This window comes from Thalassovita mangrovi, assembly GCF_009857745.1.
Lineage (GTDB): Bacteria > Pseudomonadota > Alphaproteobacteria > Rhodobacterales > Rhodobacteraceae > Thalassobius > Thalassobius mangrovi.
Genome location: NZ_WWEN01000002.1, coordinates 505,398 through 519,041, shown reverse-complemented (window position 1 = coordinate 519,041; position 13,644 = coordinate 505,398). Strand labels below are relative to the sequence as shown.

Genomic DNA, 13,644 nt, shown 5'->3' with positions numbered 1-13,644 from the left:
GGAACGTTACAGGCGCGAGGGCGCGCTGTCGAAGGCGGAAAGTGTGATTCGTGCGCGGATCAGGGGCGGACGTTATTCAGGTGGATTTCGGCCATGGCGCGGGCGGTCTGGGCGAAGCTGGCATCGCGGGCGTGCTGCGCCGCCACGATGGCGCCGTCGATCAACACCGCGAAAGAGCGGGCGGTTTCCTTGGCGTCGGGCAGTTTCAGTTCGATCGCCTGAGCGGTCAGCCAGGTGATCAGGTGCGATTTGTGCCTCTCGGCGGCGGCGCGCACGGAATTGTCGCCGGTTTCGAATTCGGCCACCGCATTGATGAAGGGGCAGCCATAGAAGCCCGGGTCGGAAAACCATTCCTGCAGCACGTCGAACACCGCCAGCATCCGTTGATCCGCGGGGCCGCGAACCTCGGCCAACCGGCCGAAGAACCAGTTGCGCCAGGCGGCGCCTTCCGCTTCCAGCACCGCGTCGATCAGATCCTGCTTGGAGGCGAAGTGCTTATAAAGCGTCGCCTTCGCCGTTCCCGCCTTCTCGATCACCGTATCTATGCCCGTTGCCGCGAAACCGTGGCGACAAAAAAGCCCCGAGGCGGCCGCGAGAATGCGATCGCGCGCTGCGCGGGGTTCACCATGAGACAGGCTCCAGCTGCCGGTTTCGGGGATAGGACAGGTTTGTTCGAGAGTGCTGTGCATGAATCGATATCCAATGAAATGGCTGAGCTACTATTACAGGTGGTGCCATCGAAAGCAAGAGAAGTAGACAGATCGGTTCGCGCACTCGATTCCTGTTGCTTTACTGCACTCGAAGTCCCGATTCTGGTGCTGCGCAGCAGAAAAGCGATTAAAATGCGATTTTATTCAACAAAAATACGTTTAAAAAATGGGCAGAGAAAGAACATCGGGATTTTTTCCGATGCCCCGCTTGACGGGGGACGGTGATTTTCTCCCAAATGTAGACAGAACTGTCCGTCTTATTTAGGAGTGGATTACTGACATGACTTCTCGAGCCGCCATCGCGACGACCGCCGATACGAAGGCCCAGGCAGAGGCCCATAAGATCGCTCCGCGCGGTGCGCATATCGCAGTCATGGGGCTGAGCCACGCCTACCGCAAAGCAGACGGTCCGGTTCTCGACGATATCAATTTCGAGGTTCGCCCGGGTGAAGTCATGGCGTTGCTGGGCCGGTCGGGCTGCGGCAAGTCCACCCTGTTGCACATGCTGTCGGGGCTGACCCTGCCGAGCCAGGGCGAGGTCGCGATCAACGGCAACACCGTGCGGGACCCGTCGCCGAAATGGGTGATGATGTTCCAGGCGCCGTCGCTGTATCCGTGGATGACGGTGGCGCAGAACGCGGCGCTCGGCCTGCGTTTCACCCGCCGCGGCGACGAGATCGCCAAGCGCGTGCCCGAAGTTCTTGGGCTGGTCGACCTGGCCAATTTCGCCGACCGCAACGCGCAGGAACTGTCCGGCGGCCAGCAGCAGCGCGTGGCGCTGGCGCGGTCGCTGGCGCCGAGCCCGGAACTGCTGCTGCTGGACGAACCGTTCTCGGCGCTCGACGCCTTCACCCGCCGAGCCCTGCAAAAGGACGTGCGCAAGATCGCCAAGGACCTGGGCCTGACCCTGGTCATCGTGACCCATGACGTGGGCGAGGCGGTGCGCATGGCCGACCGCGTGCTGGTGCTTGACGCCAATCCCGGCCGCATCGCCGAAGACACCATGATCGCGCTGACCGAAGAGGAACGTAACGGCGGTAACGAGGCTTTCCAGAAAGAACATTCGCGCCTGATGGGCGTGTATTCCGACGTCGCCGACATGGGCGACACCCCTACTGAAAATGATTTCGCGCAGCTCTGAGAGGACCAAAGGAACTATGACCGATCACCACCACACCAAGACCTGCTCGCACGGGAAAGACCATGACCTGCATGGCGCGTGCTGCGGCGGCGAAACCGACTTCGACGCCGGCCGCCGTTCCACGCTGGACCTGCTGGCCAAGGGCGGCATGGCATCCATGCTGGCCGGGATGACCGGCGCCCTGCCGCAGATGGCGCGGGCCCAGGACGACGACGTGCTGCGCATCGGTTACCTGCCGATCACCGACGCGACCCCGCTGCTGGTGGCCCATGCCAAGGGCTATTTCGAAGAAGAAGGTATCAAGGCCGAACAACCCACCCTGATCCGCGGCTGGTCGCCGCTGATCGAAGGCTTCGCCGCGGGCAAGTTCAACCTGGTGCACTTCCTGAAACCGATCCCGGTCTGGATGCGCTACAACAACAACTTCCCGGTCAAGGTGATGGCCTGGGCCCATACCAACGGGTCTGCCCTGGTGGTTGGCCGTCATACCGACATCGCCGATTTCGCTGGTCTGGGCGGCAAGCAGGTGGCGGTGCCGTTCTGGTACTCGATGCACAATATCGTGCTGCAATACGCGCTGCGTGCCGCCGGGATCAAACCGGTGATCAAGGCGCAGGGCGAAGCCATCGCAGCCGACGAATGCAACCTTCAGGTCCTGCCGCCGCCGGAAATGCCGCCGGCGCTGGCCGCCAAGAAGATCGACGCCTACATCGTCGCCGAACCCTTCAACGCCCTGGGCGAGTTGAAGGCGGGCGCGCGGATGCTGCGCTTCACCGGCGACATCTGGAAAAACCATCCCTGCTGCGTGGTCTGCATGAACGAAGAGACCACGGTGGCGAAACCGGAATGGACCCAGGGCGTGATGAACGCGGTGGTCAAGGCGTCGGTCTATGCCTCGCAGAACAAGGAAGAAGTTGCCGAACTGCTGTCCAAGGACGGCGCCGGTTACCTGCCCGCGCCCGCCGCGGTGGTGAAGCGCGCGATGACGCTTTACGCCGACAATGCCGATTACCTGGAAACCGGCGCGATCAAGAACGAAGGCGAATTCCACAACGGCCGGATCGACTTCCAGCCCTGGCCTTACCCTTCGGCGACCAAGCTGATCGTCGGCGCGATGAACAAGACCGTTGTGTCGGGCGATACCACCTTCCTCAAGGGGCTGGACCCGGAATTCGTCGCCAATGACCTGGTCAACTACGAGTTCGTCAAGAACGCGCTGGAAAAATACCCCGACTGGAAAAACGACCCGTCGGTCAGCGCCGGCGATCCCTACACCCGTACGGAGATCCTGAGACTATGAGCGCGCTTGCCGACATCCCCGCACTGTTCAGCCTGCCAAGGCTGGGCCGTGCCCGGGGGGCGGTGAACGCCGCCCTCGGCATCGGCCTTCTGCTGGCCCTGTGGTGGGTCGGCGGCTGGATCGTTGCCAATAACGACGACCTGTTCGCCTTCGCCGATTTCGCCCCGGCGCCGACGCTGGCGCGGCTGTGGGACATGATCGTGACCGGCGAGGTGCTGGACATGTCGGGCCCGTCGCTGATGCGGGTCGGGCTGGGCCTGAACTATGCGGTGATCATCGGGGTGCCGGTGGGGATCATCATCGGGCGGATGAAGCGGGTGAACGAAGTGGCCAACGTGCCGTTTCAGTTCCTGCGGATGATTTCGCCGCTGGCCTGGATGCCGATCGCCGTGATGGCCTTCGACACCTGGGATGGGGCGATCATCTTCCTGATCACCATGGCCGCGGTCTGGCCGATCCTGTTTTCCACCGCCGGGGGCGTGCGCCGGATCGATCCGGCCTGGCTCAAGGTGGCCCGCAATCTGGGCGCCAACCCGTTCCACATGCTGTTCGTGGTGATCTTGCCGGCGATCGCGGTGGATGTGTTGTCGGGGATCCGGCTGGCGCTCGGCGTGGCCTGGGTGGTGCTGGTGCCGGCCGAATATCTCGGGGTCACCTCGGGACTCGGCTACGCGATCAACGATGCCCGCGACACTCTCGACTATGCCCGGCTTGGGGCCACGGTGGTGGTGATCGGGCTGATCGGTTTCACCCTCGATTACCTCTGCATGATGGCGATCAAGAAATTCAACTGGCTGCGCGAAGATCACTGAAGCGCATCCGCACAACTGTACCAAGTATCTGACTACCAAAGGAGAACTCAGATGTCCGAACCTGCAACCGCACTCACTGGCTGCCTTGCTCCCGACGCGGGTCTCGACCCGATCGACAAATCCGGCCTGCAGGGCCTGATCGAAAAGGGCAAGGAAAACCCGCAGGCGATCAAGACGCTGAAATGCAAAACCGTCGCCGAAGGCCGGTTCCGCCATGCGAACTACATCCGCAACCTGGAACCCTACATCGTGGACGAACCGCCGGCGCTGCTGGGCGACGACACCGCGCCGAACCCGTCGGAGGCCTCGCTGGCCGCTCTGGGGTCCTGCGTTGCGGTTGGCCTGCACGCCAACGCCATCGCCCGCGGCATCACCGTTCAGTCGCTGGAACTGGAACTGGAAGGCGACCTGAACATCACAGCCGTCTGGGGCACCGGTGACACCTCGGAAAAGCCGGTCGGCTTCACCGATGTGCGCATCAAGGTCGACATGAAAGCCGACTGCCCGCAGGAAGAAATCGACGCGCTGATCAACCACGTCATCCAGTGGTCACCGGTGTTCAATACCTTCTCGCGTCCCGTGAACATGATCGCCGAAGCGGTCTGATCACACCCCCTGTCCCCCGCGCCGCGCGACGCGGGGGGCGGGCCCTCACCCTACCTATCGTCATGCCCGTACCAGGAGCCTCCCTCATGAACATCGCGACCACTCCCAAAGCGCCCGATTTCGATGCCATTGAGCGCATCGCAACCACCGACCTCGCCTCCATCGCCCGCAAGATCGACGAAGAGCGCTTCTATCCCGAAGAGATCATGCGCGCCATGGGCGCGGCAGGCGCCTACGGCACCCATATCGGCGGCACCGATGCGGCGACCGACCTGTCGGATGCCATCGTCACCATGGCGAAAGCGTCGGAAAAATGTCTCTCCACCGGGTTCTGCATGTGGTGCCAGGATGCGCTGGCCTGGTATATCGCCAGTTCCGACAACGACTGGCTGAAAGAAAATGTCCTGCCCAAGGTTGCCACCGGCGAAATCCTGGGTGGCACCGGCATGTCGAACCCGATGAAATCGATCGCCGAGATCGAACCGCTGCGGCTCAAGGGCAAGCGGGTCGACGGCGGCTATTCGGTCAAGGGCATCCTGCCCTGGGTGTCGAACCTGTCCGAGGACGGCTGGTTCGGGATCATGTTCTCGGTCGAGGAAGACGGCAAGGTCAAGACCGTCATGGCCATCGCCCATGCCGATGAAGCCAAGGGCGTGAAGCTCAAGCTCGACCACGAATTCGTCGCCATGGGCGGCACCGCCACCGCCAATATCCAGTTCCGCGACGTGTTCATCCCCGACGAACAGGTCATCGGCGACCCGGCGCCGGAATTCATCAAGCGCATCCGCGGCGGTTTCGTGCTGCTGCAATGCGGGATGGCCGCCGGCATGATCAAAAGCTCGATCGACCTGATGGAGCAGGTCAAGACGCCGCTGGGCCATGTGAACCAGTATCTCGACAAGCAGCCCGAGGATTTCCAGGCCGAATACGACGCGCTGGTGGCCGAGGTGCTGGACCTGTCCAAGACGCCCTATGACGAAAGCCCCGACTACTGGAAGCGCGTGCTGCAGGCGCGGCTGACGGGCGGCGAGCTGGCGATGGAAGCGGCGCATTACGCGATGCTGCATTGCGGGGCGCGCGGCTATGTCAGCCACGGCGCGGCGCAGCGGCGCATGCGCGAAGCCTATTTCGTCGGCATCGTGACCCCGGCCACCAAGCACCTGCGCAAGATGCTGGCCGAACTGGGCTGAGCCGAACACCGGAGGGAGGAGTGCGAATTGCCCCCCGACGCGCCCGGGCGCGTCAGGGGAACGGATAACGATTGTCACGGTTTTAAACCAACAGGGACCAGAAAAGGGAAATAAAACAATGACTAGCGCACTCGTAACTCCCGAAGAACTCAAGCCCATGATCGACGGCGACGTCGCCGTTGTGATCGATACCCGCGACCCCGAAAGCTATGCCGCGGGCCATATCCCCGGCGCGGTGAACATGCATGACATCTTCACCTTCCTCGCCACTTCCGACGCCTCGGGCATGGCGGAACTGAAAGACAAATTCGCCGCCGAATTCGGCGCAGCGGGCCTCGATGGCAAAAAGACCGCCGTGATCTATGAGGCGTCGATGAACACCGGTTTCGGTCAGTCCTGCCGCGGCTTTTACCTGCTGAGCTTCCTCGGCTACCCGGCGGTCAAGGTGCTGCATGGCGGTTTCGCCGCCTGGGAAGCCGAAGCCATGCCGGTGTCGACCGAAGCGGTCGCGCCGGTGCCCGCCGGGTTCGACATCGACGAAGAGGCGGCGTCGATCATGATGGATGTCGAGGACATGAAGGCCGCCATCGAAGATGACGGCGCGGTCATCCTGGACGTGCGCGACATCGACGAATGGATCGCCGCGTCGTCGTCGCCCTATGGCGTCGATTTCTGCCCGCGCAAGGGCCGCATCCCCGGTGCCGTCTGGATCGAATGGTACCGCATGATGAAACCCACCGCGCTTGGCTCGATGCTGAAGTCGAAAGACGAGGTGCTGGCCGAATGCGCCACCGTGGGCATCACCCCCGACACGCCGGTGAAGCTCTATTGCTTCAAGGGCGCGCGGGCCTCGAACACCTTCCTCGCGCTGAAGGAAGCGGGGGTGAAGGATGTGTCGATCTACTTCGGGTCGTGGAACGAATGGTCGCGCGATCCGTCCCTGCCAATCGAAGAAGGTCTGCCCTTCACGGGCTGATCATCCCCTGAATTCTTAACTACTGACTGGAGACTACCCCAATGACTACACGTGCTGAACTGACCGAGAAAATCGTCGCGCACAAAACCTTCAACGACATCAAGTGGGCTGATGTGGCCGCCGCTGTCGGTCAGTCGAAGGAATGGACCACCGCCGCGCTGATGGGTCAGATTTCGCTGTCCAAGGAACAGATCGAAAAGGCGGGCAACGCCATGGGTCTGAACTTCTCGGACGAAGAGGTCGCGCTGCTGATGACCGTGCCCTATCGCGGGTCGCTGCCGACCGCCGTGCCGACCGATCCGCTGATCTATCGCCTCTATGAGGTGATCAGCGTCTACGGCACCACCATGAAGGCGCTGATCGAGGAAGAATTCGGCGACGGCATCATGTCGGCGATCGATTTCACCATGGACATCTCGCGCGAAGAAAACCCCGCGGGCGACCGCGTCAAGATCGTGCTCGACGGCAAGTTCCTGCCCTACAAGATGTACTGATCCTGTGCCAGGGGGCGGTTGCCGCCCCCTGGCACCTACCCGGAGATTCCCTCATGACCCATATCGGTATCGTGGGCGCCGGCCAGGCAGGCGCGGCGCTGGCGGCGAAACTGCGCGCGCTGAACTTCGACGGACAGATCAGCCTGATCGGCGAAGAAACCGCGCCGCCCTATCAGCGCCCGCCGCTGTCCAAGAAATACATGTCGGGCGACATGGCGCTGGAACGGCTCTACCTGCGGCCCGAAAGCTTTTATGCAGAGCAGGGGTTCGACCTGCGCACCGGTTGCCGGGTGTCCGGTCTGGATGCCGCGACCCGCACTCTGGTGCTGGAAAACGGTGACAGCCTGACCTGCGATGCGATTGCGCTGTGCACCGGCGCGCCGCCGATCCGCCTGCCTGCCGCCATTGGTGGCGATCTGGGCGGCGTTTACGTGATGCGCACGCTGGCCGATGCCGATGCCATGGCGCCGGAATTCGTGGCAGGCCGTCACGTGCTGATCGTCGGTGGCGGCTATATCGGGCTGGAGGCGGCGGCGGTCGCAGCCTCGAAGGGGTTGAAGGTGACGCTGGTCGAAATGGCCCCGCGCATCCTGGCCCGCGTCGCCTCCGCCGAGACCGCCGATTATTTCCGCGCCCTGCATGAAGGCCACGGCGTCGAGATCCTCGAATCCACCGGGCTGAGCGGACTCACCGGCACCGATGGCCGCGTCACCGCCGCAACCCTGTCCGACGGGCGCCAGATCGAGGTCGATTTCGTGATCGCCGGTATCGGCGTGCGCCCCGCCACGGAACTGGCCGAAACGGCCGGGCTGGTGCTGGAGAACGGTATTGCCGTCGACGGGTTCGGCGAAACCTCCGCCGCCGGGATCTTTGCGGCGGGCGATTGCGCCTCGTTCCCTTACGGCACCGGGCGGCTGCGGCTGGAAAGCGTGCCCAACGCCATCGACCACGCCGAAGCGGTCGCGGCCAGCATCATGGGGCAGGGGGTGCCTTACGTGCCCAGGCCCTGGTTCTGGTCCGACCAATACGACGTGAAGCTGCAGATCGCCGGGCTGAACACCGGCTTCGACACGGTGATCCGCCGCCCCGGCGACAAACCGGGCAGCCAAAGCCATTGGTACTTCGCCGGTGACCGGCTGCTGTCGGTGGACGCTTTGAACGACCCGCGCGCCTATATGACCGGCAAGCGGCTGATCGAGGCGGGCAATTCGCCGCTGCGCGATGCCGTGGCCGATCCCGAAACCCCGCTGAAATCCCTTCCCCTCGCAACCGGCCTTGCGGCCTGACGGAACAGACTATGATCAAGATCACCTTCACCACCGCCGACGGGGCGGAAATCACCACCGAAGCCAACCCCGGCCTGACCCTGATGGAAGCCGCCCGCGACGCCAATGTGCCGGGCATCCTGGCCGAATGCGGCGGCGCCTGCAGCTGTTCAACCTGCCATGTTTACATTGACCCCGAATGGGTCGATCGGCTGCCGCCGAAAGAGGAGCAGGAAGCCGACCTGCTGGATTTCGCCTGGGAAGCCGACGAGACCCGGTCGCGCCTGTCCTGCCAGATCACCCTGACCGAGGAAGACGACGGCCTGCGCGTCGAGGTTCCGGCGCAGCAGGGGTGAGTTTCCCCATATATCCGTGCCTTGGATGAATCAGTTCATCCGAATTGTAACGAGTTCGGTGCTTCCGGGGCTGCAGCGTTCCACGCGCAAAGCGCAAGGGCGCTGCAGCTCGGACCCGTTGCCAACGGCGGACCCGTTTTCGCAGGAATAACCGGCCCGGCGGAATGGCCTTCCATTCCTCCGGTTGTCTTTTTTCGCTTTTGCTAACATTCCCAATTGTGCATTTGACACTCCCCGATATAGCCTGCCCCCGACCGTAGTAGGGGGTTCAGGGATGAAGAAGTTACTGACCGGTCTTTCGCGCGCTCTCGCCGTGGCTGTACCAGTGGCGCTCGGGGCGCTGTCCATCGCATATTCGGATCAGCTGGCGCAGCCGCCGTCCGGCAAGGAACGCCAGCGTCAGCCGACGCCGGTGCGCGTTATCACGCTTGAGCCGGTGATGCTGACGCCGCGCACGGTGGGATACGGGCAGGTCGAACCGGCGCGCGAATGGCGCGCCGTTGCCCGGGTCGAGGGTGAGGTGATCGAAACCTCGGAGCTGCTCGCCAGCGGTGAGATCGTGCCGGAAGGCACGGTGCTGCTGCGAATCGAAGAGGCCGACATCAAGCTGACCCTGGCCCAGATCGACGCGCAGATGCGGGCGCTGGACGTGAAGAACGAAACCCTCGCGGTGAGCCTCGACCTGGTCCAGAAGGACCTCGAACTCAGCCATGCCGAAGTCGCCCGGCAGCAAGACCTGGCCGAACGCGGCGTCGCCAGCGCCGCGGCGCTGGATCAGGCCCGTCGCCAGGAACTCACCGCGCGCAGCAAGGTGGCGGAAATCCAGAACCAGCTGGCGCTAAACGACGCCGAGCGCGAGGTGCTGTCGGCGCAACGCGCCAGCGCGGCAAGGTCGCTCGATTTCACAACGATTACTGCGCCTTATGACATTCGCATCAACACGGTGTCGGCCGAGCAGGGCCAGGTGATCACCCGCGGTCAGGCCCTGCTGACCGCCGAAGGCACCGAAGCCGTCGAGGTCGCGGCGCAATTCCCGCTGGGCCATATGGGGCCGGTGGTGCGCGCGCTTGGGCCGGGCGGCATGGTGATGGATCTGAAGGCGCGGGTGAACCTGCCGGCGCCGGATCACACCGCATCGTGGGATGCGCAGGTGATGCGGGTGTCCGAGGCGATTGATGCGCGCACCCAAAGCACCGGCATCGTGGTGCGGATCGACGATCCGATGGGGCAGGCCGCGGCCGGGCAGCGCCCGCCGCTGCGCCGCAACACCTTCGTGTCGGTCGAGCTGAGCGCGCCGCCGCGCGAAGTGCTGGCTGCGCCGATCGATGCGGTGCGCGATGGCAAGGCCCTGGTGGTGAGTGCCGAGGGCAAGCTGGAACCGCGCAAGGTGAAGACCGCCTATAGCGTCGGATCGATCGCGGTGATCGCCAGCGGGATCGAGGCGGGCGAACAGCTCGTGGTCACCGACCCGGCGGTCGCGGTGCCCGGCATGGCGGTCAAACCGATGGAGGACAAGGCGCTCAAGGCTGAAATCGCGCAGCTGGCCCGCGGCGCGGAGCAGGCGAAATGATCCGGCTTTTCGCGACGCATCCCACCGCCGCCAACATCCTGATGATGGCGCTGGCCGTGCTGGGGCTGGTGGCCTTGCCGACCTTGCAGCGCGACACCTTTCCGGTGGTGCCGTCCTCTGAGGTCGAGGTGCGCATTTCCTACCCCGGCGCGTCGCCGGCGGAGGTCGAACGCGGCATCTGCGCGGCGGTGGAAGACCCGGTGCGCGCGGTCGATAACCTGTCTGAGCTGACCTGCCTGGCGCGCGACAATCAGGCGGTGCTGACCGCCGAGATCGTCGAAGGTGCCGATATGCAGCGGTTCTACAACGACGTGACCGCGGCGGTCGACGGTGTCAGCGGTCTGCCCGATCAGGCCGAAAGCCCGGTCGGCCGCATCGTCGAACGCATCGCCAGCGTCGCCACCGTGGCGGTGACCGGGCCCGAAGACCCGCATGTGTTGCTAGCCTATGCCGATCAGCTGGCCGAAAGCCTGACCGACGATCCGCGCATCACCCGGGCCGAGGTGGCGGGCTTTTCCGACCGCGAAATCGCGGTGGAACTGTCGGCCGATGCGCTGCAGCGCTTCGGCCTGACCATATCCGACCTGGCCACGGCGCTGACCCGCAGCAGCCTCGACATGCCTGCCGGCACGCTGGAAGGCAGCCAGGGCGACGCCCTGATCCGCTTCCTTGGCGAACGGCGCAGTGCGGGGGAACTGGCCTCGGTGCCGCTGACCAGTTCGCCGGGCGGGGCCGAGGTGACGCTGGGCGACGTGGCGACGATCACCACGCGCTTTGCCGATCCCTGGCAAGCGTCCTATTACAACGGCCAGCGCGCGGCGCTGATCAACGTGACCAAGACCGAAAGCCAGGACGCGCTGCGGGTGATGGATGCGCTGAAGGCGCGGCTGGACGCGGCCCGGGCCGAGGCGCCGGGCAATATCGCGCTGGAACTGTCGTCCGACGGCACTTCCAACATCATCGAGCGGCTGCGGATCATTTCCGCCAACGGCATCCAGGGGCTTATCCTGGTGCTGGTCACCATGTGGCTGTTCTTCGGTCTGCGGCTGTCCTTCTGGGTGTCGATGGGGCTGCCGGTGTCCTTCCTGGGCGCGGTCTTTGCGATGCAGGTTTTCGGGCTGACCATCAACATGATGACGATGGTGGCGCTGCTGGTCGCCATCGGTCTGCTGATGGATGACGCGATCGTGATTTCGGAAAACATCGAACGCCGCAGGCGCGCCGGGGAAAGCGCGCTGGATGCCGCGGTGAACGGCGCGGTGCAGGTGGCGCCGGGGGTTCTGGCGTCCTTCCTGACCACGGCCATGATCGTGGGGCCCTTGGCCTTCATGAGCGGCAGTATCGGCGCGGTGCTGAAATACATCCCGATCACCCTGATGATCGTGCTGATCGTCAGCCTGATCGAGGCCTTCCTGATCCTGCCCAACCACCTTAGCCACAGTTTGAAGGATGACGGCCCCGGCCGGATCAGCGCCGCCGTCAATCGCGGGTTCGACTGGGTGCGCGACCGGATCGTGCTGCCGTTTTCGTCGCTGACCCTGCGGTTTCGGTATCTGACGCTGGGCGTCGCGGCGTTCCTGCTGCTGTTCTCGGCGACGCCCTATACCGGCGGCTTCATCAAGTTCCAGAGCTTCCCGCAGCTGGAAAGCGACACGGTCGAGGCGCGGTTCCTGCTGGTGCAGGGCGCGCCGCTGGAACGTACCGAGCAGCGGGTGAAGAAGGCCGTCAAGGCGCTGGAGAAGATCAACGCGGAATTGACCCCTGAACAGCCCGACGGACAGGCGCTGGTGCAAAGCTACACCGTGTCCTACGGGGTCAATGCCGACACGCCCGAAACCGGGCCGCATATGGCGACGATCAGCGCGCGGCTGCTGCCCGCCGGGGTGCGCACGACCGAGGTGACGGCGATCCTCGACGCCTGGAAGAAAGCCACCGGGCCGCTGCCCGACATGGCGGCGCTGCGTTTCACCGACAAGGAACGCGGCGTCGGCGGCAAGGCCATCGATATCCGGCTGCAGGGGAACGACCTTGCCGATCTGGAAACCACCGCGCGCGAAATGCGGCGGTTCTTCATGGATTTCGAAGGGGTGCGCGACGTCACCTATGACCTGAAGCCGGGCAAGCCGGAATATATCGTCACCCTGCACCCCGAAGCGGCCGGCGCGCTTGGCATCACCGCGCGCGACGTGGCGACCACGCTGCGCGCGGCGTTCCGTGGCGATACCGGGCTGGAACTGCGCGACGGGCAGGGCACCATCGACATCGTCGCCCGGCTGGATGCTGATAACCGCGCCACCGCCGCCGATATCGCGGCGCTGCGGCTGCGCGGGCAGGACAATGCGCTGGTGCCGCTGTCGGCGGTGGCCGATATCACCGCTTCGCGCGGCTATGCCAGCATCCAGCGCATCGACGGGCGGCGCACGGTGTCGGTGCAGGGCACGATCAACCCGGCGGTGGCCAATGCCCGCGAATTGATGGCGGCGCTGAAATCCGATTTCCTGCCCAAGCTGGCGGATAAGCGCCCCGGCGTGTCGGTGTCGATCCTGGGCGAGGCCGAGGATACCGCGACGACCGGCAATTCGCTAATGCGCAACTTGGTGATCGGGCTGATCGGCGTCTACCTGATCCTGTCCTTCCAGTTCCGCAGCTTCATCCAACCCGTCGCCGTTCTGGCGGTGATCCCGCTTGGCGCGGTCGGGGTGATCTGGGGCCATATGGCCCTGGGGCTGCAAATCTCGCTGCCCAGCCTTGTCGGGCTGGCGACGCTGGCGGGGGTGGTGGTGAACGATTCCATCCTGCTGGTGGTCTTCATCAAGGAACGACTGGAAACCGGCGCGGATATGATGGACGCCGCACGAGATGCGGCGGGCGACCGGTTCCGCGCGATCTTCCTGACCTCGCTGACCACGGTGGCGGGGCTGGCGCCGCTGCTTTTCGAAACCAGCACCCAGGCCCAGCTGCTGCGCCCGATCGTGGCAAGCCTCGCCTTCGGGCTGACCGGGGCGACGCTGATGGCTCTGTTCGTGACACCGGCGGTTTTCGCCATCCTCCACGACCTGCGGCTGATCCGGGTGGCTTCGGATAAGGACGCCTCCGAAGGCAAGCCCGGCGCCGTCTGAGGAAACCATGCACTTCGCTCCTATCCGCGTCAGGCGGGCAGGGGCACCCCACCGGCAAGCTGATGCCGCCCGGCGACAGGGCCCGCACCCGCTGCGGCCTTCCAG

General features: G+C 64.5%; 13 protein-coding genes. 12 read left to right on the top strand and 1 reads right to left on the bottom strand.

Annotated features, from left to right (window positions below):
* Nucleotides 1-59: 59 nt before the first annotated feature.
* Nucleotides 60-689: a TetR/AcrR family transcriptional regulator gene (locus GR167_RS04250; RefSeq protein ID WP_160972192.1), complete on the bottom strand. Its 630-nt coding sequence runs from the start codon at nucleotides 687-689 to the stop codon at nucleotides 60-62.
* Between GR167_RS04250 and GR167_RS20105 the strand changes: the two genes are divergently transcribed.
* The 12 genes from GR167_RS20105 to GR167_RS04195 all read left to right on the top strand — a co-directional run bounded on the left by GR167_RS20105 (nucleotide 627) and on the right by GR167_RS04195 (nucleotide 13,539).
* Nucleotides 627-935 carry a hypothetical protein gene (locus GR167_RS20105; protein WP_212769871.1) on the top strand — a complete coding sequence of 103 codons (309 nt, stop codon included), beginning with the start codon at nucleotides 627-629 and terminating at the stop codon, nucleotides 933-935. The genes GR167_RS04250 and GR167_RS20105 overlap by 63 nt on opposite strands.
* A gap of 55 nt (nucleotides 936-990) precedes the next feature.
* Nucleotides 991-1,851: an ABC transporter ATP-binding protein gene (locus GR167_RS04245; RefSeq protein ID WP_160972191.1), complete on the top strand. Its 861-nt coding sequence runs from the start codon at nucleotides 991-993 to the stop codon at nucleotides 1,849-1,851.
* A gap of 16 nt (nucleotides 1,852-1,867) precedes the next feature.
* Entirely contained in the window at nucleotides 1,868-3,151 is a 1,284-nt protein-coding gene (locus GR167_RS04240) for an ABC transporter substrate-binding protein (protein ID WP_160972190.1), read from the top strand.
* A complete protein-coding gene (locus GR167_RS04235) occupies nucleotides 3,148-3,963 on the top strand; it encodes an ABC transporter permease (protein ID WP_160972189.1) in 816 nt (271 codons plus the stop codon). Before GR167_RS04240 ends, GR167_RS04235 begins: the two co-directional genes overlap by 4 nt.
* Before the next feature lie 51 nt (nucleotides 3,964-4,014).
* On the top strand, nucleotides 4,015-4,569 hold the full coding sequence (locus GR167_RS04230) for an OsmC family protein (RefSeq protein ID WP_160972188.1): 555 nt from the start codon (nucleotides 4,015-4,017) through the stop codon (nucleotides 4,567-4,569).
* A gap of 86 nt (nucleotides 4,570-4,655) precedes the next feature.
* Entirely contained in the window at nucleotides 4,656-5,759 is a 1,104-nt protein-coding gene (locus tag GR167_RS04225) for an acyl-CoA dehydrogenase family protein (protein ID WP_160972187.1), read from the top strand.
* A gap of 118 nt (nucleotides 5,760-5,877) precedes the next feature.
* Nucleotides 5,878-6,735, top strand: a complete 858-nt coding sequence (locus GR167_RS04220; protein WP_160972186.1) for a sulfurtransferase — start codon at nucleotides 5,878-5,880, stop codon at nucleotides 6,733-6,735.
* A 41-nt stretch (nucleotides 6,736-6,776) separates the two neighbouring features.
* Nucleotides 6,777-7,229 (top strand): cyanase, encoded by a 453-nt coding sequence (cynS, locus tag GR167_RS04215; protein WP_160972185.1) that lies wholly within the window; start codon nucleotides 6,777-6,779, stop codon nucleotides 7,227-7,229.
* A 53-nt stretch (nucleotides 7,230-7,282) separates the two neighbouring features.
* Complete coding sequence (locus GR167_RS04210) at nucleotides 7,283-8,515, top strand: NAD(P)/FAD-dependent oxidoreductase (protein ID WP_160972184.1); 1,233 nt, start codon at nucleotides 7,283-7,285, stop codon at nucleotides 8,513-8,515.
* 11 nt (nucleotides 8,516-8,526) lie between these two features.
* Nucleotides 8,527-8,850, top strand: coding sequence for a 2Fe-2S iron-sulfur cluster-binding protein (locus GR167_RS04205; RefSeq protein ID WP_160972183.1), 324 nt, complete (start codon nucleotides 8,527-8,529; stop codon nucleotides 8,848-8,850).
* A 274-nt stretch (nucleotides 8,851-9,124) separates the two neighbouring features.
* Nucleotides 9,125-10,420 carry an efflux RND transporter periplasmic adaptor subunit gene (locus GR167_RS04200; protein WP_160972182.1) on the top strand — a complete coding sequence of 432 codons (1,296 nt, stop codon included), beginning with the start codon at nucleotides 9,125-9,127 and terminating at the stop codon, nucleotides 10,418-10,420.
* A complete protein-coding gene (locus tag GR167_RS04195) occupies nucleotides 10,417-13,539 on the top strand; it encodes an efflux RND transporter permease subunit (RefSeq protein ID WP_160972181.1) in 3,123 nt (1,040 codons plus the stop codon). Before GR167_RS04200 ends, GR167_RS04195 begins: the two co-directional genes overlap by 4 nt.
* Nucleotides 13,540-13,644 lie beyond the last annotated feature (105 nt).